Origin of the sequence: Rahnella sp. BIGb0236 (assembly GCF_004364755.1) — a bacterium.
GTDB classification, from domain to species: Bacteria; Pseudomonadota; Gammaproteobacteria; order Enterobacterales; family Enterobacteriaceae; genus Rahnella; species Rahnella victoriana.
On the sequence record NZ_SOAO01000005.1, the window covers coordinates 223,451 to 246,230 of the forward strand.

The 22,780-nt window shown below is 54.0% G+C and carries 18 protein-coding genes; 2 read left to right on the forward strand and 16 right to left on the reverse strand.

The annotated features are described in order from the left end of the window. Nucleotides 1-55: 55 nt before the first annotated feature. Complete coding sequence (locus tag EDF78_RS12670) at nt 56-964, reverse strand: LysR family transcriptional regulator (RefSeq protein WP_119822496.1); 909 nt, start codon at nt 962-964, stop codon at nt 56-58. Nucleotides 965-1,064: 100 nt separating this feature from the next. Here EDF78_RS12670 and EDF78_RS12675 point away from each other — a divergent pair, with 100 nt between their 5' ends. Next, on the forward strand, nt 1,065-2,066 hold the full coding sequence (locus EDF78_RS12675) for a zinc-binding alcohol dehydrogenase family protein (protein WP_133823203.1): 1,002 nt from the start codon (nt 1,065-1,067) through the stop codon (nt 2,064-2,066). A 66-nt stretch (nt 2,067-2,132) separates the two neighbouring features. Here the strand turns inward: EDF78_RS12675 and EDF78_RS12680 are convergent, their stop codons facing one another. From EDF78_RS12680 to serB, 5 genes are all read right to left on the reverse strand, one after another. After that, nucleotides 2,133-2,990, reverse strand: a complete 858-nt coding sequence (locus EDF78_RS12680; protein ID WP_133823204.1) for a DUF2950 domain-containing protein — start codon at nt 2,988-2,990, stop codon at nt 2,133-2,135. Nucleotides 2,991-3,007: 17 nt separating this feature from the next. Next, nucleotides 3,008-4,618: a DUF3300 domain-containing protein gene (locus EDF78_RS12685; protein ID WP_133823205.1), complete on the reverse strand. Its 1,611-nt coding sequence runs from the start codon at nt 4,616-4,618 to the stop codon at nt 3,008-3,010. 351 nt (nt 4,619-4,969) lie between these two features. Further along, nucleotides 4,970-6,229 carry a multifunctional transcriptional regulator/nicotinamide-nucleotide adenylyltransferase/ribosylnicotinamide kinase NadR gene (nadR, locus tag EDF78_RS12690; protein ID WP_095924577.1) on the reverse strand — a complete coding sequence of 420 codons (1,260 nt, stop codon included), beginning with the start codon at nt 6,227-6,229 and terminating at the stop codon, nt 4,970-4,972. A gap of 72 nt (nt 6,230-6,301) precedes the next feature. Next, nucleotides 6,302-7,684, reverse strand: a complete 1,383-nt coding sequence (gene radA / locus EDF78_RS12695) for a DNA repair protein RadA (RefSeq protein WP_112289023.1) — start codon at nt 7,682-7,684, stop codon at nt 6,302-6,304. Nucleotides 7,685-7,713: 29 nt separating this feature from the next. Then, nucleotides 7,714-8,682 carry a phosphoserine phosphatase gene (serB, locus tag EDF78_RS12700; protein WP_133823206.1) on the reverse strand — a complete coding sequence of 323 codons (969 nt, stop codon included), beginning with the start codon at nt 8,680-8,682 and terminating at the stop codon, nt 7,714-7,716. A 246-nt stretch (nt 8,683-8,928) separates the two neighbouring features. On the opposite strand from serB, the gene EDF78_RS12705 reads away from it, so the two are divergent. Next, nucleotides 8,929-9,717 (forward strand): YtjB family periplasmic protein, encoded by a 789-nt coding sequence (locus EDF78_RS12705; RefSeq protein ID WP_095924575.1) that lies wholly within the window; start codon nt 8,929-8,931, stop codon nt 9,715-9,717. 1 nt (nt 9,718) lies between these two features. Here the strand turns inward: EDF78_RS12705 and yjjJ are convergent, their stop codons facing one another. The 10 genes from yjjJ to EDF78_RS25950 form a co-directional block, all read right to left on the reverse strand. After that, nucleotides 9,719-11,065 (reverse strand): type II toxin-antitoxin system HipA family toxin YjjJ, encoded by a 1,347-nt coding sequence (gene yjjJ, locus EDF78_RS12710; protein ID WP_133823207.1) that lies wholly within the window; start codon nt 11,063-11,065, stop codon nt 9,719-9,721. A gap of 196 nt (nt 11,066-11,261) precedes the next feature. Next, nucleotides 11,262-11,981, reverse strand: a complete 720-nt coding sequence (deoD, locus tag EDF78_RS12715) for a purine-nucleoside phosphorylase (RefSeq protein ID WP_013577098.1) — start codon at nt 11,979-11,981, stop codon at nt 11,262-11,264. Between the two features lie 83 nt (nt 11,982-12,064). Then, nucleotides 12,065-13,288, reverse strand: a complete 1,224-nt coding sequence (deoB, locus tag EDF78_RS12720; protein WP_133823208.1) for a phosphopentomutase — start codon at nt 13,286-13,288, stop codon at nt 12,065-12,067. Nucleotides 13,289-13,376: 88 nt separating this feature from the next. Continuing rightward, a complete protein-coding gene (deoA, locus tag EDF78_RS12725; protein WP_095924573.1) occupies nt 13,377-14,705 on the reverse strand; it encodes a thymidine phosphorylase in 1,329 nt (442 codons plus the stop codon). Nucleotides 14,706-14,793: 88 nt separating this feature from the next. Then, nucleotides 14,794-15,573 (reverse strand): deoxyribose-phosphate aldolase, encoded by a 780-nt coding sequence (gene deoC / locus EDF78_RS12730; protein ID WP_095924572.1) that lies wholly within the window; start codon nt 15,571-15,573, stop codon nt 14,794-14,796. 546 nt (nt 15,574-16,119) lie between these two features. Further along, the gene (locus tag EDF78_RS12735; RefSeq protein WP_095924571.1) at nt 16,120-16,905 is read right to left on the reverse strand and encodes a TatD family hydrolase; all 786 of its coding nucleotides are present in this window, start codon (nt 16,903-16,905) and stop codon (nt 16,120-16,122) included. Further along, a complete protein-coding gene (locus EDF78_RS12740) occupies nt 16,902-18,134 on the reverse strand; it encodes a patatin family protein (protein ID WP_119822490.1) in 1,233 nt (410 codons plus the stop codon). Before EDF78_RS12740 ends, EDF78_RS12735 begins: the two co-directional genes overlap by 4 nt. Nucleotides 18,135-18,362: 228 nt before the next feature. Beyond that, nucleotides 18,363-18,524 (reverse strand): DUF1328 domain-containing protein, encoded by a 162-nt coding sequence (locus EDF78_RS12745; protein WP_013577105.1) that lies wholly within the window; start codon nt 18,522-18,524, stop codon nt 18,363-18,365. A 310-nt stretch (nt 18,525-18,834) separates the two neighbouring features. Continuing rightward, complete coding sequence (gene osmY / locus EDF78_RS12750) at nt 18,835-19,425, reverse strand: molecular chaperone OsmY (protein WP_095924569.1); 591 nt, start codon at nt 19,423-19,425, stop codon at nt 18,835-18,837. A gap of 435 nt (nt 19,426-19,860) precedes the next feature. Then, a complete protein-coding gene (locus tag EDF78_RS25950; RefSeq protein ID WP_133823209.1) occupies nt 19,861-22,416 on the reverse strand; it encodes a glycosyl hydrolase family 18 protein in 2,556 nt (851 codons plus the stop codon). Between the last annotated feature and the right edge of the window lie 364 nt (nt 22,417-22,780).

Here is a 22,780-nt window from a genome sequence, read left to right on the forward strand (position 1 = left end):
GAAAACAGATAAGGCCCGGAAACGGGCCTTTTTTATGACGTCACGCCAGTGAAATCTACCCTGCCAGCGCCTCACTATAACTCTTCGCAAAGCCGTACTCTTCCAGCATAAATTCAATAAAGCAGGCCAGCGCCGGTGAATTCAGTTTCCGCCCCGGATAGACCAGATACAGATCATTGCCCTCGGCTTCCCATTCCGGCAATACGCGCACCAGCGAGCCTTTCGCCACCTCGTCATGACATAAAAACGCCGGTAACAACGTGATGCCTGCGCCTGCCAGCGCACACTCGCGCGCATACAGCAAATTGTCGGTGGTATGCGCCGAAGGCAGCAGCCAGCGATGATAAGTGTCACCGCGATGCAGTACCCATTCCGACCAGGCGCGGTGCGCAATACAGTGATGCGACGCCAGTTGCTGCGGCGACTCAAGAGCCGGATGCTGCGCCAGATAGTCCGGTGACGCCAGAAGATAGCGCGGGCTGTGCCCCAGTTCACGGCCAATCAGTGAGGAATCCTGCGGTTTGCCGGTACGCAGCGCGATATCAAATCCTTCCTGTACCAGATCCACCAGCGCATCGGACACGGACACTTCCAGCGACACATCGGGATAACGCTTCTGAAACTCGACGTTCATGCGTGCCAGCAAGGTCGCGCCCAACCCTGCCGGGCTGGTGATCCGTAACCGTCCGCTCGGGTTATCACGCAACCGGCGGATGGCCAGTTCCGCCCGTTCGCTGGCCTGCATCATTTCCTGACAGTGGATCAGATAGCGTTCACCGGCAAACGTCAGATTCAGTTGCCGCGTGGTGCGGTTAAGCAAACGCAGGCCGACAGATTTTTCCAGCTGGCTGATACGCTGGCTGACACTGGATTTCGGCAAACCGGCGCGGCTGGCCGCCTGAGTAAAACTGCCGCATTCAGCCACCAGCGCAAACAGCGCCATATCCTGCAATTGCTTAAACATGATTGTTCACCTCAGACGAACACTTTGTTAGTTATTGTCCATCTTATCAGCTTCCGCTATGAGGACTACACTGTCTGCATACCTAACGGAGGCAGAAAACATGACCATTAAAGCAATCGCAGTAAACCCGAAAGACCCGGCACATTTCATCGCCATCGAATTACCCCAACCGGTGGCGAAAGATTACGATCTGCTGGTGGAAGTGAAAGCCGTGTCGGTCAATCCGGTCGATACCAAGGTGCACAAAGGCGTGCAGAAAAGCGGTCTGGATGCGCCAAAAGTGCTGGGCTGGGATGCCAGCGGCATCGTGAAATCCGTCGGGAGCGCGGTGAAAAATTTTAAAGCGGGCGATGAAGTCTGGTACGCCGGGGATATCACCCGTTCCGGCAGCAACGCCACCGAACAACTGATCGACTCGCGCATTGTGTCAGTTAAACCGAAAAGCCTCGACTGGGCACAAGCCGCTGCCATGCCACTGACCACGCTGACCGCCTGGGAAGCCCTGTTCGAACATCTGAAAATTCAGGATGCGTCTGCCGATAAAACCCTGCTGATCATCGGCGGTGCCGGTGGCGTGGGATCGCTGGCGATCCCGTTCGCCGCATTGCGCAGCAAAGTGAAAGTGATTGCCACCGCGTCACGTCCGGAATCGGCACAATGGTGTTTGGATCGCGGTGCGGATCTGACTGTGAATTACAAAGATCTGAAAGGTGAACTGGCGAAGCACGATATCAAACAGGTGGATTTTATTCTGTGTCTGAACGACACCGACGGCCACTGGGAAGCCATTTCTGACCTGATCGCACCGATGGGCCACATCTGTACCATCGTTGAAAACGAACATCCGCTGGACATGAACAAGCTGAAGCTGAAAAGCGCCGCACTGCACTGGGAACTGATGTATACCCGCAGCATGTTCACCACACCGGATATTGCCGAACAGGGCGAGATCCTCAAACAAGTCGCCGCGCTGGTGGATGAAGGTAAAGTACAAACCACACTGAGCGAAACCCTTCACGGCCTGACCGTGGAAAGCATCGAAGCGGCCCATGCCAAAGTGCTCGACGGCCATATGCAGGGCAAAGTCGTCGTCGCTTTCTAAATACGCTGTCGCCTAAAAAAAGCCCCGTCACTTTCATGCCGGGGCTTTTTCATTCACATATTTCCACTATTCGCCGTCGTCCACTTTCTGCCATTTAGCATCGGGGTCAAATGTCGTGATCGCTTTTGCCGCGGCATCAGTATTCTCGCCTAAATCCTGCTGATACACCTCGCCCTGCTGATTGATCATAAAACTGGTGACACCGGTATGACCGTACGCCGCCGGCCAGGCGATCAGCGCAAAACCTTTGGTCATCTTGCCATTTTCGATATAACTCAAGGCACCGCCGCTGGCATTCGCCCCCTGCGACGTCAGAATGCGATAGTAATAGCCGTGATAATCAGACCCCGCCTTCGCATCACCAAAGGCTGGCCCCAGCGGACTTGGCGCTTCGCCCTCTTTCACCGGCCAGTAAAGGCCATCGTGTTGTCCTTCAGTGCTGACAAAGCGCTGGGCATATTGCCCGGTAATCTGCTGATACTCGTGCTGGGCATCCGCATACGCTGACACGACCTGAATGGCAGAAAGCTCATTGCGACCAATCGTACGGGTTTCAATTTCAGCAGCACCGGCGGCCATATCAAATGACCAGCCCTGCGCCGTGTGTTTCATCGGGATCGGTAACTGCCAGTTCTCCGGCCCGACATTCAGGTGGGCGGTATCGCCGTGTTCGGCGATCGTATGGCTGATATTCCAGTCACGCAGAAAACGCGCCACTTCGTCGGGATCCACATCCTTTTTCGGCAGATAAACCCGCCAGTCGTCGCCCAGAAGTTGCTGCATCGAGGCATCATCGTGCGTCTGAATGGCTTTCACCAGTGCCTGTGAGGCCAGTTCCGGGCTGGTAAACATCTGCTGCGCGAAGCCGGTCAGAGGCAAAAGCAGCAGGCTGGTAGAAATCAAAAAATCACGCAATCTTTTCATTACCTTTCCTCGTCAGTCTAGCGACGGTGTAAATGGCCGGATTCTGCATTCGCAGGACGTGACCGCTGGACGTTCTGCATATGCTCACGGCTCCGGTTGCCCCGGGATTGCTGCTGTTGCCACGACGGCCCGCGGCTGGAATTCCCGCTGAACGCCGTGCTGCGGGATGCATTCAGATTCTGCCGCTGCTGATGTTGCTGATGATGGTTGAGCTGCTGAGCGGGCTGACGGTTCGCATTATGCGGAGACTGCGCCTGCTGATGCTGCGGCAACGTGCGGCCGGTGACATTGTGCGTGCCGCTGTGGTTTCCCACACTGCCAGCGGAGGCTGAACGCGCCAGATTTTGCTGTTGCGAATGCCCGGTGCTTTGCGGCGTATTCTGATGATGATTCATCACCGATGCCGCCTGCTGACGGCGCTGATCCAGATTCTGATTCTGAACACCGCCATTATTGCGCCCGACTGCGTTATGGCTCAAACCCGCCGTGTTGCTGTCAAAACCCCGGTAGTTATTACGCTGCGCCGCGTTGCTCAGCGCCTGGTTTTGCGTCGCGCCGTTAAGGTTATTGCTGTGGTTTGGCAAACCGGCGTTGAAGGCCGGATTGTGCTGCCAGCCCGCGGTATTCCCGTTGCCCGGGTGGTTCAGCCCGGTGTTATTGTTGCCGGAGATACGGTTGTAATTGTTGACGTTCACGTGGACGTAATTGTTCTGCGAACCGCCGTGATGCCCGTCGTCATGGTGATCATAATCGTCGTGATGATGATCGTCGTCATCCCAGTCAATACCGCCAAAAATGGCGTAAGTGGCGGCCACGCCGACACCAAACCCGATACCCGATGCCATGCCGTTAACGAACTGTTGCCCCGGAGGCGGTGGCAGGTAAACCGGCGGATAGGCCGGTGTCGGCCATGTGCCATACACCACATTCGGGTTGTAGCTCGGCACGTAAACCACCTGCGGATCCGCAGATTCAATCACGATGGTTTGCTGTGCGGGTGCGGATTTCACGACGGTGGTTGAGCTGCCCTGCGCTGCCGCTTTCGGTTTTACAGTGACCGTCTGCTGCGGCGTGCTTTTCAGCGCCCCGCTGCTTTGCGCGACCTGGCGGAATTTCTGCACGGTATTCATCACATCGTCCGGCTGCGCCAGAAACGCGTTACCCAGATTCTGCACCCAGGCCGGATCTTCGCCCATCAGCGCCAGCAATTGCGGGAAAGCCACCAGCGATTTCACGCTCGGATCCCAGGGTTCATTCGCGACCTGAGTGACCGCGGCATCACCCTGACTTTGCGGATGGTCGCGTGACCATTGCACCGCCTGAATGACGTTCATCGGGTAAGTGGAAGCCATCAGCACTTGTGAAAGCAGGCTGTCAGGATAGAGCGCTACGGGCGCGACCCACTGATCGAGCTGAGCCTGCGTAAACGCCGGTGGTGTTACCGCAGCAGCAGGGACAGGCGCGGCGGGAGGAACAGCAACAGGAGCCGGCACAGGCGCAGTCTGTGCCGTGGTTTCGGCCTGACTGCTGACCGGAAGCCAGCCTTGCATAAACATGACACTGGCCAGAGCAAATGCCCCCACGCCGCACACTACTGCGATACCCCAGGGCTTGAATGATAAATTCATTCGGATCACCTTAGAAAGCCTCAGCCGGAATGCGAGGCATATTGAATGAGTATAATCGGATAAATAAAACTCAACGGCCGCCACTGTATTTTTATTTCACGTCAGGGATTTACACATAAAATGCGCAATAAAATCTCTCAAAAAAGGCACTCACGCCAATCCCATGAATAGAAAGGGGATTTTATTTTACAGCGTTACAAACTGAATTAATAAAATCACGAAGGAAGATAATCAGATGAATTTATTAATAATTATGAGAAATGAATGATAAATAAAGTATTCATAATATGAATGAAAATAAAAAAGCGCGTATTCCGCAGAACACACGCTTTTATTATTGCGGTTTTTTAATCAGCGAACCGGCGGACCATTCAGCCGGCTGGTATCCGCCGCCAGCATGTTTTGTACCAGTTCCACGCATTCCAGAAAACGCTGATCGTAATCCGATGACTCCACGTGAACATATTCCACGTTGTTCTGTTTCAGCATCCCGATAAGCAGATTCTGGAATGACATCCGGTCAGAGGTACTTCCCAGACTGCGCAAACCGTCCGCAACCCACGGCGTATTGTTTTCCAGCAGGATCACCAGATCGAAGCGGTATTCATCCATCAGCGCCTGCACAAACGGATGCTCACGCCCTTCATACTTTTTACAGAAGGCCTGCGTGGTCAGAAAATCGGTATCAATAAACGCCACTTTGTTGGCATATTTCACCGCAAAATCAATGTACTGCGCCTGACCTAGCGCGATTTTATCGTAGTCGGAATATTGCAGCGCCATCTCGTCACCGCCAAGGTGCGAGAAGACATAATCGCGGCCATACTCCCAGGCGCTGGTGGTGTTGAAGATGTTGGCTAACTTATTGACCAGCGTGGATTTTCCGCTGGACTCGCCGCCCAGAATCGCCACGGTACGCACGAAAAACGGTTTGACCTCGGTCGGAATGTAATCCCAGTAGCGGAATGGATCCTGACGGATCTGGCGGCCACTGATATTCATGAACGACCGTTTCGGGTCGATCAACACCGTTTCAATGCCGAGATGTTCGCGGTACTGCGGCGCATCGGCCTCTTCGCTGGAATAAATGGTATTCGGCTCGATGCCCTTCTGGCTCATGAACTCTTTAATGCCACGTCCCCAGACATCCCAGCCGTGCGGATACGGCTCCATCCCTTCTTCGTTAAAGGCATGAATGCGGATGTTTTTCTGGTATTTGAAGGTTTGTAATAACCAGCGCAGACGGTCACTGACGGTCGGCTGCTGGGACATCGAGCTGTTCTCAAACAACTCGCGGTCGCGCGGCTCGTCATAGCCCATGATGATATGCAGCTCATCCACCTGGCTACAGGCGCGCTGGATCAGATAAATATGGCCGGTGTGCAGCGGATAAAACTTGCCGAACACCACGCCGATATTCTTTTCGCGACGGGGAAACTCAAGATCAAGGAAGCGGTGCAACGCCTCCAGCTTTTGGGCGCTGGGGCTTTTTATCTTTGCATTCAACAACTGGCTGAGATAACCCTTGGTCATCCCGCTGGCTTCGGCCACCTGTTGCAGCGTGCGTCCCTGTTGTTTAATCGCGGTTTTTAGATAGTCGAACTGTGACATGCCTTGTCCTCAGGTTTTCTGTACTAAACAAAAAATAGCACAAAGGCACTGAACAGCGACAGCGGTTAACCGTTACAAATCGTCGAGGATCGCCAGCGCATCGGCCAGTTTTTTCACGCCAAACACCTGCATACCGGCGGGCACTTTTTTCGGCACGTTAGCATGGGGCACAATCGCGCGTTTAAAGCCGTGTTTTGCGGCTTCGGTAATACGCTCCTGTCCGCTCGGCACCGGACGGATTTCACCGGCCAGCCCGACCTCGCCGAAGACCACCAGATCCTGCGGCAGCGGACGGTCACGCAGGCTCGATACCAGCGACAGCAGCAGCGCCAGATCGGCACTGGTTTCCGTCACCTTCACGCCGCCCACCACGTTGACGAACACATCCTGATCGGCCATCTGCAGCCCCCCGTGGCGGTGCAATACGGCCAGCAGGATCGCCAGACGGTTCTGTTCAAGACCCACCGCCACACGACGCGGATTGCCCATCATTGACTGATCGACCAGCGCCTGCACCTCAACCAGCAGCGGACGCGTCCCTTCCCACAGCACCATCACCGAACTGCCGGAGGTAATTTCATCGCCACGGCTGAGGAAAATCGCTGACGGGTTGCTGACTTCGCGCAGCCCTTGCTCGGTCATGGCGAAAACACCCAGTTCGTTAACGGCACCAAAACGGTTTTTGTGGCTGCGCAGTGTACGGAAACGCGAGTCCGCATCGCCGTCGAGCAGCACGGAACAGTCGATGCAGTGTTCGAGCACTTTCGGCCCGGCCAGCGAACCGTCTTTGGTCACATGCCCTACCATCACAATTGCCACGCCGCGCGTTTTAGCGAAACGGGTAAGATAGGCCGCGGTTTCACGCACCTGTGCCACCGTGCCCGGTGACGACTGGATATCCGCCATGTGCATCACCTGGATGGAGTCGATCACCATCAGCTTCGGCTGTTCTTTATCGGCAATGTCACAAATCTGTTCGATACTGGTTTCCGACAGCATGTTCATGTTGGCCGTCGGCAACCCCAGGCGGTGCGCGCGCATCGCCACCTGTTGCAGTGATTCTTCACCGGTGACGTACAAGGTTTTCATGTTCTCGCTGAGATGACACAGAATTTGCAGCAGCAACGTACTTTTCCCCGCGCCGGGGTTACCGCCGATCAGGATCGCACTGCCCGGCACTACGCCACCGCCTAATACGCGGTCGAATTCTTTAAAACCGGTGCTGAAACGCGGCAGTTCATCGAGGCTGATGTCAGAAAGTTTCTGCACTCGGCTGACGCCCGCATCACCGGCATAACCGGTCAGACGTTCGTTACGCGCCACGGTCGGCGAAGCGGCCAAACGGATTTCAGTAATGCTGTTCCAGGCCTGACAGGCACTGCACTGCCCTTGCCAGCGCGGATAATCTGCGCCACATTCATTACACACAAATGCACGTTTTGCTGCTTTTGCCACAACTTACCTCGATGATATTCAGAAGAAATTTATAATGCCTGGCTACCGCTGAGAATACACAGCACGCCGAGTAAATCAGCATGGCGGATACAAATGGAAGCCTGCTCATACACTTTTGGCTTGGCGTGATAAGCGATACCCATGCCTGCCACCGCCATCATTTTCAGGTCATTGGCGCCATCGCCGATAGCCACGGTCTGTTCGTGGGAAACCCCCAGTTTTTCCGCCAGTTTCAGCAGGGTATCGGCTTTATATTGTGCATCCACAATCGGCCCGATCACCCGGCCGGTCAGTTTACCGTCACGGATTTCCAGCTCGTTCGCGGCCACATCCACCAGATTCAGCTGGTCACGCAAATATTCGGCGTAATAGGTGAAACCGCCGGACGCAATGGCCACGTGCCAGCCTGCTTCCTGCAAACGCTGAACCATCACGGTCAGCCCCGGCATCAGCGGCAGGGTTTCACGCACCTGCTGCAGAATGCTGGCATCCGCGTCTTTCAGGGTGGCGACGCGCTGACGCAGGCTGGCGGAGAAATCCAGCTCACCACGCATGGCGCGTTCCGTGACTTCCGCCACCTGCTCACCGACGCCGGCCAGTTTGGCAATTTCGTCGATGCATTCAATCTCAATCGCGGTAGAATCCATGTCCATCACCAGCAGACCCGGTGCGCGCAGATACGGCACTTTGCCCAGCTGAGCGACATCAAATTCAAAGGATTCGGCGAGAAGCTGCGCATCAGCAGTGAGTGAACCGGCCAGACGCACCACCTGATAACCTTCGACGGCCCAGGCACTGACAATTACCAGAGCGCGGCCTAAGCGGCGCTGGAACAGCGTAATGCTCGTTTTATCAAGTTTTCTGCCATACAAGAGCCAGCCGGTGTGTCCTGCCCGGTAATCCAGCGGCATGACTTCGTCACCGCTCAATGAAAGGGGAAGTCCCGGCCATTGATGGATCTCCGCAGGAAGATCGCAATAGGTCAGACTGTTTGGCATGATGGCTCCTGTAGGGCGTTATGGCATTAGAAAAACAAATATCACTATTTACCCAAAATCATTCGAGTTGCATCAAGGCGGCAACTGAATGAATCTCCGGGAGCTGACACAGGTCAGTGACCGGAGTGAATGAAGGCAGCCAACGCAGAGGCAGCTTGAAGGATGCAGGGTAAAATGAGGCATCAAGCTACCTTATCGTGGCGTCTTCTGGCAACATAAAGTCATCGAAAAACGCAAGGAAACAGAATGGCTAAGGCCAAACTTAAATTTCGCCTGCATCGTGCCGCTATCGTACTGATAAGTCTGGCATTATTAGTCATCCTGATGCAAGGCGCATCCTATTTCAGTCTCGGACATCAGCTGGCACGTTCAACGCAGGTGGAACAGCTTGCCCAGACGCTCGCCAGACAGGTGGCGTTTTCCCTCGCGCCGCTGATGGACAGCGACAATGATGGCGCTGATATCGCACAAATTTCCACTATTTTGAGTCAGCTTACCGATGGCAGTCGCATTCTCGACGCCAGCGTTTACCAGTCTGACGGCTCTCTGGTCGCGCACGCGGGCGAACAGGTGCCGGTGCGGGATCGTCTCTCGCTGGATGGTAAACGGGCGGGCAGCTACTTCAATCATCAGATTGTGGTGCCGATCGAAGATAAAAACGGCCCGAGCGGATTTTTACGTATCACGCTGGACACGCACGTGCTGGCGACAGAATCCAAGCAGGTGGATAACACCACCAATCTGCTGCGTCTGATGATGCTCGCCGCGCTGGGCGTCGGTATTATTCTGGCCCGCACGCTGTTGCAAGGCCGCCGTTCCCGCTGGCAGCAGTCGCCGTTCCTGCTGACCGCCAGCAAGCCGGTAAAAGAAGATGATGAGCAGGAAGAGGAACCGGATGAGTTCGGCCCGCCGCCGGTGCTGAACATCCCGGAACCGGAATCCGACGTGGTGCCTGCCAAACCTGCGACTGAAGCACAAACCAAAGAAGCGGCACAGGCCGCTTACCGCAGCCTGAAACGCAGCCGGCCGAAGTGATTCAGGCCAGTCGCTGAATAATGGCTGTTAAGCCGTCCACCTGAGCCAGCATACCGCTGGCCAGATGGCGGAATTCAGCACTGATGTCACTATCGCTTTCTACATTCCGCCAGAATTCGCTCGCCCATTTTTGTGCATTCAACCACTTTTCTTTAGACACTAAAGGATCAAGCGTTAAAGGCACAGTTTCACGGCGCATCGTCCCGGCGTTGGTCGGGGCAAAGGCCATGGGCAGCATGTCATACACTGGCGATATCGACAGCGCTTGTTTTAAAGGATCGATGGCCGGATCGATAAACGACAGATTTCCCTGATGCATATCGTTGTTGGCGATCAGTTTTCCGAAGGAATAAATCTGCTCAATTCTTTCCAGCGTAGCTGAGGTAATCACCCGGCCGCGGCGTAACTGCTGCGCGGTCAAAAACCAGTTGATGTTGCCCCCGCCAAACTCAGCAGAGACGGCTTCCAGTGACACCAAGCCGCGCCGTCCGCGCTCACCGACCCGGTCAAACCGTTCAACCTCGAGGAAAACCTCGCCCTTTCTTCCGGTAAAGATATCGGCCGTCGCAGCCGGAATGCCTGCCGCTTGCAAAACCTGTAACGCATGGGCTTCAGAGCGCAATAAATCCCCCCAGCGACAGGCGTTTTCATTAATCGCCGGAGGAGAAAATTTTACCAGAACCTGCGAGGCGTCCCGGTCTTCATGTTCTGTATAGCAGCTGAATTTAGGCTGTTCACCGCCCGCAGATGATCCGATTTCTTCTCCTGCCAGACTTCTCTGCGCCAGCCTTTCATAGACCTGAACTTTGTCCTCACGGGGAACGGGAATATCTTCCGGCTTATGAAACCATCGCTGATAGGCGATTTCCCCAATAACAAAATTACCGACCGTTTCATCACCCGCTCTGGCTAAAGCCACCAGCGTCTGAGATTCGGTCCATATTTTTATGTCATCAGAAAAATGCAGTGCGGCATTAATATCACGTCCCCACGCACGGCCTAAAAAACCCTGGGGCCGCATATCGGTGATAAACCAGGGCAGACCGTCATAAATCAGCGACTGGCCGCTGGATGTTTCTACCGCACAACTCTCACCCGGCCAGATGGAATACAAGGTTCCGGCTTTTTCGGCATTTCCGGCCTCATTAATCTGGTACAGAGGAAAGCTCCACTGGTTATCCAGAGGACGCGGCAAAATATAACGGGTCGAACGACTTTTTCCGATTTTGATAATTTCAGGGACTCTGGCCAGCCGTCTGGAAAGCGTTGACTGGGTGATTCGCAGGCGTTCAGTGATCTCTTTCGCCGTCAGACTGCCCTGACGCAGTAAATCAACAAGTTCAGACATGAGCAGCTCAATGATGAATAGAAAAATGCATAGCTAATAGCATAGCTGAATGGCGAGAATGTTGATATCAAGATATCTTGATATCAAAGAGATGAAGATATTGCGAAGTTAAAAATAGAGAAACTACCCCCTTAAAATGCATAGCAAAACGGGCACCCATCGGTGCCCGTTTTAGTCTCTGCAATATCGGCAGAATTTATTCTTTATCGCCCAGCAGAACGGATTCCAGCGCGATTTCGATCATGTCGTTGAAGGTCGTCTGACGTTCAGCGGCAGTGGTTTGCTCGTGCGTACGGATATGGTCGGAAACGGTACAGATGGTAAGTGCTTTTGCACCGAATTCTGCAGCCACGCCGTAAATACCGGCGGCTTCCATTTCCACACCCAGAATGCCGTATTTTTCCATCACGTCGAACATCTGTGGATCTGGCGTGTAGAACAGGTCAGCGGAGAAGATGTTGCCTACGCGCGCGTTGATGCCTTTGGCTTTCGCCGCGTCAGCCGCGTTGCGCACCATGTCGTAATCAGCGATAGCCGCGTAATCGTGGTCTTTGAAACGCATGCGGTTCACTTTGGAATCGGTGCAGGCACCCATGCCGATCACGATGTCGCGCAGTTTGATGTCTGCACGCACTGCGCCGCAAGAACCGACACGGATGATTTTCTTCACGCCGAATTCAGTGATCAGTTCTTTGGCATAAATGGAGCAGGAAGGAATGCCCATGCCGTGACCCATCACAGAAATTTTACGGCCTTTGTAGGTGCCGGTGAAACCCAACATGCCACGCACGTCGTTCACCTGCTTCACATCCTGAAGGAACGTTTCTGCGATGTGCTTGGCGCGCAATGGATCGCCCGGCATCAGCACGACGTCAGCGAAGTCGCCCATTTCAGCATTAATGTGTGGAGTTGCCATCTTCTTATTCCTTAATCAGCGAGGTGTCATATTCATTATAAAAAACGCGGCCAGTATAAGAGACTGGCCGCGTAAGAAAAGTATCAGAGCATGGATTTGCCGTAATCCATCGGTGTCAGATCGAAGTATTTGGCGACGGTCTGTCCGATGTCCGCGAAGGTTTCGCGGTGGCCTAATGAACCCGGTTTGACTTTCGGGCCATAGATTAAGACCGGGATGTGCTCGCGGGTATGATCCGTGCCACGCCAGGTCGGGTCACAACCGTGGTCAGCGGTGAAGATAATGATGTCGTCTTCTTTCACCAGCTCCAGCAGTTCCGGCATACGGCGGTCGAACAGTTCCAGCGCCGCAGCGTAGCCCGGCACATCACGGCGGTGGCCGTAAGAGGAGTCGAAATCAACAAAGTTGGTGAAGACGATGGTCTTGTCACCGGCTTCTTTCATCTCTTTGATGGTCGCGTCAAACAACGCATCCAGACCGGTGGCCTTCACTTTTTTAGTGATACCGACCTGCGCGTAGATATCGGCGATTTTACCAACAGACACCACGTGGCCGTTTTTCTCATCAACCAGCTTTTTCAGGATGGTCGGAGCCGGTGGCTCCACCGCTAAATCGTGACGGTTACCGGTACGTTCGAAGTGACCGGCTTTGTCGCCGATGAACGGACGGGCAATCACGCGGCCAATGTTGTAGCCGCCTTCGGTCAGTTCTTCACGGGCGATTTCGCACAGTTCATACAGGCGATCCAGCCCGAAGGTTTCTTCATGGCAGGCAATCTGGAAGACCGAGTCGGCAGAAGTGTAGAAGATCGGCTTGCCGGTTTTCATGTGCTCTTCGCCCAGATCATCCAGCACTACGGTACCGGAAGAGTGACAGTTGCCGAGATAACCCGGCAGATTGGCGCGCTCTACCAGTTTATCGAGCAGCTCCTGCGGGAAGCTGTTGGTGGTCTCGCTGAAGTAACCCCAGTCAAACAGCACAGGCACACCGGCGATTTCCCAGTGGCCTGACGGCGTGTCTTTACCGGAAGACAGTTCACTGGCGTACGCATAGGCACCGGTAATTTCGGCATTACCGTCCATGCCGTCAGGAATTTTACCGGTGGATCCTTCAGCGGCTTTCGCCAGCCCCAGACGGGTCAGGTTAGGCAGATTCAGAGGGCCCTGACGGCCTTTGTCCGCATCGCCACGCGCACAGGCAGCCGCGATATGACCCAGTGTGTCAGAACCGGCATCGCCGAAGCGCTCTGCATCTTCACTGGCACCGATACCGAATGAGTCTAACACCATGATAAATGTACGTTTCATTTTGCTCTCCTGCGAATGGTTACGCATTGGGTCACGCGGAACTGCCGCGCACCTGATCAATCTTAAATGGGGGCGATGTGGCCTGAAATCAAGCGTTACCACCGATCCGACGGTACACCACCGGTGTGCTTTCCGGCGCGTTGTCACTCAGAACAATGGCCGCACGCACTTCCTGCGCTGCCTGCTGCCAGGCCGCTTCACTGTTGGCGTGGATCATCGCCAGTGGCTGTCGGGTATCGACCTGCTGGCCCAGCTGCGCCATATGGGTCAGACCGACGCTGTAGTCGATGGCATCGCTGGCGCGGCGACGTCCGCCTCCCAGTGACACCACGGCCATGCCCAGCGCGCGGGTATCCATCGCGCTGACAATCCCGTTGCCTTCGGCATATACCGGTTTGCTCAGCGTCGCCCGTTGCAGGTAATTGTCGTAATTCTCGATGAAATCGGTCGGGCCTTTCTGCGCGGCAATCATGCGGCCAAACACTTCTGCGGCCCTGCCGTTATCCAGCACGGCCTGCAATTTGCTGCGGGCTTCTGCGTCATCTTTTGCCAGCCCACCTGACAGCAGCATTTCCACGCACAGCGCCATGGTGACTTCCAGCAGACGCGGATTGCGGTATTCGCCGGTCAGGAAGCGCACCGCTTCGCGCACTTCTACCGCATTACCGGCGCTGGATGCCAGCACCTGATTCATGTCGGTCAGCAGCGCCGTGGTTTTGCACCCCGCGCCGTTCGCCACATCAACAATCGCCTGCGCCAGATCTTCTGACAGCTGGTAGGTCGGCATAAACGCACCGGAACCCACTTTGACGTCCATCACCAGCGCATCCAGCCCTTCGGCCAGTTTTTTGGCGAGGATCGACGCCGTGATCAGCGGAATAGAATCGACAGTTGCGGTGATATCGCGGGTGGCATAGAAGCGTTTATCCGCCGGTGCCAGCGAGCTGGTCTGGCCGATAATCGCCACGCCGACATCCTGAATGATGCTGCGGAAACGGCTGTCATCCGGGAAAATGTCAAAACCCGGAATGGCTTCGAGTTTATCCAGCGTGCCGCCGGTATGACCGAGGCCACGGCCGGAAATCATCGGCACATAACCACCGCAGGCCGCCACCATCGGCCCCAGCATCAGGGACGTCACGTCACCCACGCCGCCGGTCGAATGTTTGTCGACAATCGGACCGTTCAGGTTGAGGCTTTTCCAGTCCAGGACGGTACCGGAATCACGCATTGCCATGGTCAGCGACACGCGCTCATTCATGGTCATGTCGTTGAAATAGATAGTCATTGCCAGCGCGGCAATTTGTCCTTCTGACACCTGACTGTCACGAATACCGTTGATAAAGAAACGAATCTCTTCGTCGCTTAAAGGCTGACCGTCACGTTTTTTACGAATAATTTCTTGTGCGAGAAACAAGGTATCCCCCTGCCTGAGCTGGATGCTAAATGTGGACGCGAATACCGGACGCCATAACACAGCGCCGGTATCCGTATAACAACCGTGATTAGTAGCTGCTGGTGGCTTTCTGGCCAGCGTGACCCAGAGTGGTCAGCAGGCTTGCCAGCAGGCTGGAGGCGCCGAAACGGAAGTGACGTGCGTCAGCCCATTCACGGCCCAGCAGGCGGTCAGCCAGCGCCAGATATTGCGCGGCATCTTCAGCGGTTTTTACGCCACCGGCCGGTTTGAAACCGACGGTTTTGCCCACGCCCATCTCAGCAATCACGCTCATCATCAGCTCTGCGCTGTGCAGCGTGGCGTTTTCAGGCACTTTGCCGGTAGAGGTTTTGATGAAATCAGCGCCAGCTTTAATGGCGATTTCGGAGGCTTTACGGATCAGCGCATCCTGTTTCAGCTCACCGGTTTCGATGATCACTTTCAGCAGGACATTGGCAGCGGCACAGGCTTCTTTGCACTGTTTCACCATTTCAAAACCAATCTGCTCGTTACCGGCGATCAATGCGCGGTACGGGAAGACCACGTCCACTTCATCGGCACCGTAGGCGATCGCCGCGCGGGTTTCTGCCAGCGCGATCTCAAGATCGTCATTCCCGTGCGGGAAGTTGGTCACGGTCGCAATGCGGATGTCCGGCGTGCCTTGCTCGCGCAGGGTTTTGCGGGCAACAGGAATAAAACGAGGATAAATACAGACAGCAGCGGTGTTACCTGCCGGGCTTTTCGCCTGGTGACAAAGCGCGATCACTTTTGCATCGGTGTCGTCTTCGTTCAGGGTGGTTAAATCCATCAGGTTCAGCGCACGTTGCGCTGCGGCGGTTAAATCGGTCATATAACTCTCCAACAATTTTCAATTCCAGCGACCGGCCGGAACTGAGCATACAGTCATGAATTCGTTGCGGCGTGAGACGCCGGCAGGGGAATTCTGCACGTTGGCGAGCGGACTTGGTTCCTTGAAGATAGCGTGCGTAAGCGGCGTGTCATGGCTTACGTGGCAACTGAGATCCTTCTCACCGCGCTTTGACTGGCACAAGCCAGTTCGTTGTGACTATTTGAACACGTCACATCAGGTTCCTGTGTGCAGTATTTCACACAAAATGAAAACCGTTTGCAACGTTGCTTGGTGAAATGAGATCTGAATCACATTTCACTGCCGTTATGCTCAGTATTCGACCTTTATATGAGTGTATACCCGAATCATGACAAACGGAGTCCGGGCGGCCACACGGCGATCACCGAACGGCGATCTTACGAGCAATGTTATAATAATAACATTTTAAAGAGAACAGAAATCGCCACCCGCCAGACGGTCTGCTAATAAAGGCATGAAAGATAAAAATAAATGTTATTTAAATCACAAAACCGACTATCTGGGGAGTTAACGGACAGGAAGATCAAATACGCGGCGGGTATTATCGAGCAAGGCAGCGGCAATCTGTTCCGGCGTTTCGCTGCGCAGGCTGCACAGAACCTCGAACACGCAGGCCGCACGCTCCGGGCGATTCGGCTGCCCCTGAAAGCCCTGCAACGGCATGTCCGGTGCATCGGTTTCCAGCAGTAAAGAAGAAAGTGGAAGTTCAGCCATCACATGACGGGTTTTCTGCGCGCGCTCATAGCTGATGGTGCCGCCCACACCAATCGCGAAGCCCAGTTTGATAAACGCCTGCGCCTGCGAAAGACTGCCCGCAAAGCCGTGTACCACACCGGTCGCCGGTAATTTTGCCTGACGCAACATGGCCGCCAGCTGATCGTGACTGCGGCGGGAATGCAGGATCACCGGCAGCGCCTCACGCTTTGCCAGCGCGAACTGCGCTTTCAGCAGCCGCTGTTGCTGCTCAAACTGTGGCTCTTCCATGTACAAATCCAGCCCGATTTCTCCGACCGCGATCAGGTTCCGGCTCCGCTGGCTGAGCAGCGAATCCAGTAACTCCAGACAACTGTCTTTGTGCTCTGCAATATAAAGAGGATGTAAGCCCAGCGCAGCGTGCAATGGCGGGAAGGTTTCTGCCAGCGAGAGAATGCCCTGAAAACGATCGGACGTGACCGCCGGAACAATAATCTGCCGCACGCCCGCCCCGGCGGCGAGACGCAGGCTTTCGGTTTCCGCACCGGTAAAGGGCGGAAAATCGAAATGACAGTGCGTATCGACGAAGGTATGACTCACAGCTTTTCGCCCTCGCTGGACGGATAATTTTCTGATGGCGCCGCGCTTTCCGGCGGTGGCATATCAGACGCCGCGCGTTTCGGCTGCGGGTCATGAACCACGCTGTCTTTAAATGCCGCCGGACGCACCACGCCGCCGTCGGCCACCCTATCCGTCAGCACGGCAGGATCGAGAATAATTTGCTCCGCCGTACTGACCGATGCCGCCAGCGGGATCACATTTTCCGGCTCGTCCTGCGGCACGATAATCCGTTTCGGACGGCGGGTGACCCGTGGCTCGATGTGCGGATAAGGGCGCTCATTTTCACGCGGCAACAGCCAGTGTGACGCGGCAGACAGGAAATACCGCCCGCAACGGCGGCCAAGATGATAATCCTGATTCAGGGCAGGCAGACGGCTGCCGAGCGCGTGACTGGCCAGCGGTTTCGGCGGGAAGATCTCAAAAATGCGCACGTCGTCTGGCGGATTCTCAATAAATTGCTGAATACGGTGATAGCTTTCTTCGTGGTGCTGCATCATGCGCACCAGTTGTTGCAGACTGCTTTCGCTCAGCCATTGCTCCATACGTTTCATCCACTGCGGCGTATAGAACATCGCCGACGGCACGGTGCGGATCACCACAATGGTATCCGCGCCACGGCGATAGGCTTCCTCGACCGGGATCGCGTCACTGATCCCGCCGTCCTGATAGCTGACGCCATCGAGATCCACGCCGAGACGATAAAATCCCGGAATGGCGCTGGAAGCTTTGATCACCGGCAGCCAGTTTTCCCGCGTCGGGGAAAAATAGTTGGCGGCGTAATCGTCACTGCGGCAGGCACACATCAGGAATTCACGGCCATCAATCAGCAGCTTTTCGGCGGTATCCATCGCCAGCGGCATGTTTTTGGCGGTTTCTTCAACCAGCCAGTCGAGATCGATAAGGTGTCCGCCGCGCACAAAGCGCAGAGGATTAAAAAAGTCGGGGCTGGTGGTGTAACGGGTGATCACCCTTCTGGCGTAGCCGGGCTGCCCGCACACGAAGGCGGACAGATTTTGCGCGCCCGCCGAGGTCCCCAGATATAAATCAAAGGGATTGAAACGCGCGCGCTGAAATTCATCCAGCACACCTGCCGTAAAAATGCCTCTCTGCCCGCCGCCTTCGCATACCAGGGCGATCTTTCCCGGCGTATAGGGTTTGTACGCCAGCGGCGCGATATTGCCCAGCGTGACAGGTATTCGGTATCCCAACGCACTTTCCTCACAAAGTCGGCATGACAAAAATGGCCTTATTCAGTTGGCCTTCATTTCTGAGCATACCTCGTCTTACCGGCTTGGGTGAATTTCTTGCCAAAATCGGGCGATAAAATCGTTACGTCCTGTTAACGGGATGCGTGCCACAGGCACAAAAAAATCGCCCCCTTCAGTGAAGGGGGCGATGTCATTATTTACTGCAGTCTGGCATCACAGGTTAATGCGTCAGAGTCGTTTACGACCGGTAAACAGGCTGACCAGGAACAGGATGATACCCACTACGAATACGATTTTTGCAGCCCAGGCAGCTGTACCCGCCAAACCACCGAAACCAAGAGCCGCCGCGATCAACGCGATGATTAGAAAGATAATGCCCCAACGAAACATAAGCTTCTCCTTTACCCTATTTTCACTTTGCCAGTTTAAAAGGTGGTGCCCCGCTTCGGGCCTGATTCATTCTCAACAGAGGCCTGATGACACTTTATTAACCGGCAGTACGCCGGGAACTAAAAAACAGCCTACTTAATAAAGGTAGTCGAAAAATGAAAGTGTTAGAGCTTCCGTCACGATATTTTTCGAACTTCAGGCAAATGTTGTCTGTCCCAAACAGAGAGCGGGCAACACAAATATTTTTATGCATTATTCAAAAGATGTGGCGCCCTGCCCGTGGGAGGGCGCCGGGTCGTTCAACGAGCCGTTACGGTGCGACTTTCAGGTCGTTTTTAACGCTTTTCACGCCATCAACGGTTTTCGCTACGCTTTCGGCACGATCAGACTGTGCCTGATCTTTCACTGCGCCGGAGAGCTGTACCACACCGTCAGTGGTTTCCACTTTCACGTTACGTGAAGGGACGATGTCATCCGCCAGCAGTTTCGCTTTTACAGACGCGGTGGTCGCGCTGTCACCGGCGTAGCCTTTGACGCTCTGATCCTTGCTGTCTTTGGTGTGCAGTTTGTCACTGACAGATTTCACACCTTCAACTTTGGTGGCTGCGGCAACAGCCTGTTCGGCTTCAGCCTGCGAACCGACAAAACCGCTCAGCGTAACAATGCCGGCATTGGTCGTGACAGAAATGTCGCTGCTTTTGATGGCTTTATCGTCCACCAAAGCACTTTTCACTTTTGCTGTGATGGCGCTGTCGCCCATGTAGTTATCAACTTTCTTCATGGAACTATCGATTTTTGCACCTGCGCTATCCGTTGTGCTGGCTGCTAATGCACTACCGCTCATCAGCGCGGTACCCAGAACAACGGCCATCATGGAATAGGCAAATTTAGAGTTTTTCATCGATTTCTTCCTTTCAGTTTATGAGCCTGAATTGCGGCCCTGTACGTCACATTCTTGGTGACGCCTTCTAACAAATTGTATTGCTGCTGTTTTTACTTCCGTTGTAGCAGAGTGCGTTGTTTTCTTCTGGCTTTTAATTGCCACACGATATAACTCTCTGCATGGTGACTTCAAAGCAGTGCTTTAAGCCACCGTTTCCGGAACACACATTTAATATAGTCAAGATTGATCAAAAGTGTAGGAAGATCGTCGAATAGGAACCCTAATGCAGACAAGTCCGAAGGTTTTCCCCTAAATCTGCACAAAATATCGGCATAGTGATAAGAAATATCTGGAGACTGACACACGTCAGATAAAAAAATGGCTCCTGTAAAAGGAGCCATTTGACATTATTGCGTCAGAAATTTGCTTTAAAAATCAGACTTTGTTTTCAGGTTACTGCTTATCCCACGCATCCTGCCAGTTAGTCCCGGTCGCTGGCGCATAAGCCCAGGAAGCCTGACCACACCAGCCAGAGTATGGGAACGGTTTGCACTGATAGATGCTGCCATCGCTGCCCAGGACTTTGGTACCCGCAACATATTTCTCACTGCTTTGCGGATAAACATAGTCGTAACCAGTGGCCGCCGCTTTGGCTTTCACCAGAATGGTGGTGGTCGCGGTATCCGTTAAACCGGTGTTATCGGTGACGGTTACGTCAACAGTGAAGCGTGTATCTGCGGTCACTTGCGGAGCCGTGATCACTTCCGTGTTGGATGCTGCACCCTGAACCGGTGCGACAGGCAGCCCGGCCGGGTTCGCCCACTGATAATGCAGATCCGCAGCCAGCGTATCCGGATCGGTCACTTTGGCAGTCAGTGTCAGCGATTCGCCCGCATTCACGGTATAAGACGGCTCGATGGAGATGGACGGTGCAACTGGTTTGGACGCATCAATCACATTCACGCTGGTTTGTGCTGTGGTGCTGCCTTCGCTGTCGCTCACGGTCAGCGAGAAGGTGTAAACCGCATTGGTCACAGGCTGCGCTACGCTGAAGGTCGCTTTCGCAGAGTTGCTGTTTTGCAGTGTCACTGCCGGGCCGGAAATCTGCTTCCACTGATACGTCAGGCTGTCGCCTTCTTTATCGGTGCTGGCAGAGCCGTCCAAAGTGATCACACCGGTGCCGTTAACCTGTTGTGCCATACCCGCATTCGCAACCGGCGGAGTATTGGTGGCAACCGGTGCCGCTGAACCGCTGGTGATTGGCGCAAAGATCTGGCTGTAAGCATAGAGCGGCGCCTGTTCAGGGGTCATGCCGCTGTGTTCAGCGGAGACTTGTCCGGACACACCCGGCTGATCGCGGGCCATAGACCAGGCACCGATCATACCCAGGCCATAATCTTTCGCCTGCTGGTAAACCAGACGGGCATCAGAGAGATAGAACACCTCGCCCTGTACGTCGTTATAGCCAATCATCGGGGTCGTCCCCAGCATGGCGTAAACCTGTGCCGCGCTCTTCTCAGGGTATAAACCTTTCACCTGAGCAAACAGATTGTCGATGGCGGAAGTCGCACATTTACCGTGGATGTTCTGGCCTTCGGTATTGGCGGACTGGCACTGAACGTTGCCGTAGTCCATCGCCATCACGTTGACGCCGGTCAGCACCACGCCCTGATCTTTGGCATCCTGCAATACTTCCATGCCTTCATGGGTCAGGCCGGTTGGCAGAACAGGCAGGGTATACCAGACACCGATGTGACGGCCTTCCGCTGCCCAGCGATCCTGCACGACTTTGACCGCGGCATTACGGCGCTGGATGGATTCTTTATCCGCCAGCCAGTTGCCTTCGATATCAAAATCAAGCACCTGCAGGTTCAGGTTTTCGACGATGTCATAATAATGCTGTGCCAGATCATTCACGTTATGGCAGGCCGCAGCCAGCGGTGCGTTGTTGGCGCCGCCGATGGAAACCATGATGTCGCCGCCCGCTTCACGCAATGCTTTGATTTTGCTGTACTGTGCGTAGTTGGTCACGCTGTAAGCGGTGCCCCATGTTGGCACACAGGTGTTAGCATCTTTAGCGACCATAAAGGCCATGGTGAAATGGTTAACGTTCTGGTTTTTCGCCAGACCCACCAGATCAGGCTGCATGTTTAAGGTGAAATCGACATAAGGCGCATAGAACTGTTTTGGCCATGGATTCTTCGGAGTACCCACACGTTCTTTGGTACCGCTCCAGTCCATATAAACAGCCCACGGTGTCACATCATCAGGTTTCACTTTCTGAACCATTACAGAAGACTGATAATTCTTACCGTTATATTTCACTAATGAATTAGCTGGATACAATGTATTGAGATCTAATGCCGGAGCATGATCAATTTGATCCTGAGAATAAGATTGCACCGGACCTAATGGTTTCCACGGGTGACCATTATTGCCTTCAGGATTCTGATTTTCCGCCAGTGAAGGGTCATTATTAATGGTATAGAACAGCGCTTCGTACATAACGCCATTTTTCTGGACTTTATCACCCTGATTATATGTGGTGCTGCTGCTCCAGACCGGCGGCGGCGCATAAACGACCCACGGGTTATTTTCTGCAGGGGCGAAACTGTGTGCAGGGGTGGCTTTGGCGGTTTTGTAGGTCATTCCATTCGCCAGAACAATATCACCGGCTAAATAATCACGGCTACTGTCGTAATCGACATAATGGTTCTGAGTGCCATCACCGGCGATTTCACAAACGGTCGGATTGCCATATTGGCTCATTTCCGTCGCTGAGGCGTCGCGCACTTTACGCCACGGATTGGCACCCTGATCTTGTTCAGCCGTGCCCGGGCAATTGGTCGCACCGACCCACCAGGCGTTGGAGTAAACACTGCCGTCGAAGATGACTTCATAGGTGTCGCCGCCTTCCTGTCCGTTCCACGCTTCCAGCGCAAACGCGCTGGCCGAGGCCATCGTCAGACCGGCAACACACAACATCTGTGTGATTTTATTCATTTTCATAACTTACATTCCTTATATATATATCATTGCCACGGCGGGATATTCATAGAATACATATATGTTTCACGAGAAAACCTATTTGAAACTATGGTGGATTAAGACTATTTTTTATTAATTCATAAATACAAAGCATGACTTCATTGCGATGTATATTGAATAAATATGAAGTGATTTGTGGCCCGCGTATAATGACATAGGTTTTAAGAAACAAGCCAACCTAAAAATAACGAACAGCACTAATAAATACAATTAAGTATATTTAATAAGCTGAGCGTATTTCCATCAAAAAATATATACAAAGAAGTAATGAAACAGAAGGCCTGATACGCTATTTAATATATATTTATTTAATAGCTTATTAAGC

What these genes read in the sequence shown, in the direction of transcription:
- EDF78_RS25950 (WP_133823209.1), bottom strand. Translation starts at nt 22,416, where the DNA reads ATGAAAATGAATAAAATCACACAGATGTTGTGTGTTGCCGGTCTGACG.
- deoD (WP_013577098.1), bottom strand. Translation starts at nt 11,981, where the DNA reads ATGGCAACTCCACACATTAATGCTGAAATGGGCGACTTCGCTGACGTC.
- EDF78_RS12685 (WP_133823205.1), bottom strand. Translation starts at nt 4,618, where the DNA reads ATGAATTTATCATTCAAGCCCTGGGGTATCGCAGTAGTGTGCGGCGTG.
- EDF78_RS12670 (WP_119822496.1), bottom strand. Translation starts at nt 964, where the DNA reads ATGTTTAAGCAATTGCAGGATATGGCGCTGTTTGCGCTGGTGGCTGAA.
- nadR (WP_095924577.1), bottom strand. Translation starts at nt 6,229, where the DNA reads ATGTCACAGTTCGACTATCTAAAAACCGCGATTAAACAACAGGGACGC.
- deoC (WP_095924572.1), bottom strand. Translation starts at nt 15,573, where the DNA reads ATGACCGATTTAACCGCCGCAGCGCAACGTGCGCTGAACCTGATGGAT.
- EDF78_RS12705 (WP_095924575.1), top strand. Translation starts at nt 8,929, where the DNA reads ATGGCTAAGGCCAAACTTAAATTTCGCCTGCATCGTGCCGCTATCGTA.
- osmY (WP_095924569.1), bottom strand. Translation starts at nt 19,425, where the DNA reads ATGAAAAACTCTAAATTTGCCTATTCCATGATGGCCGTTGTTCTGGGT.
- EDF78_RS12745 (WP_013577105.1), bottom strand. Translation starts at nt 18,524, where the DNA reads ATGTTTCGTTGGGGCATTATCTTTCTAATCATCGCGTTGATCGCGGCG.
- yjjJ (WP_133823207.1), bottom strand. Translation starts at nt 11,065, where the DNA reads ATGTCTGAACTTGTTGATTTACTGCGTCAGGGCAGTCTGACGGCGAAA.
- deoB (WP_133823208.1), bottom strand. Translation starts at nt 13,288, where the DNA reads ATGAAACGTACATTTATCATGGTGTTAGACTCATTCGGTATCGGTGCC.
- EDF78_RS12680 (WP_133823204.1), bottom strand. Translation starts at nt 2,990, where the DNA reads ATGAAAAGATTGCGTGATTTTTTGATTTCTACCAGCCTGCTGCTTTTG.
- EDF78_RS12675 (WP_133823203.1), top strand. Translation starts at nt 1,065, where the DNA reads ATGACCATTAAAGCAATCGCAGTAAACCCGAAAGACCCGGCACATTTC.
- serB (WP_133823206.1), bottom strand. Translation starts at nt 8,682, where the DNA reads ATGCCAAACAGTCTGACCTATTGCGATCTTCCTGCGGAGATCCATCAA.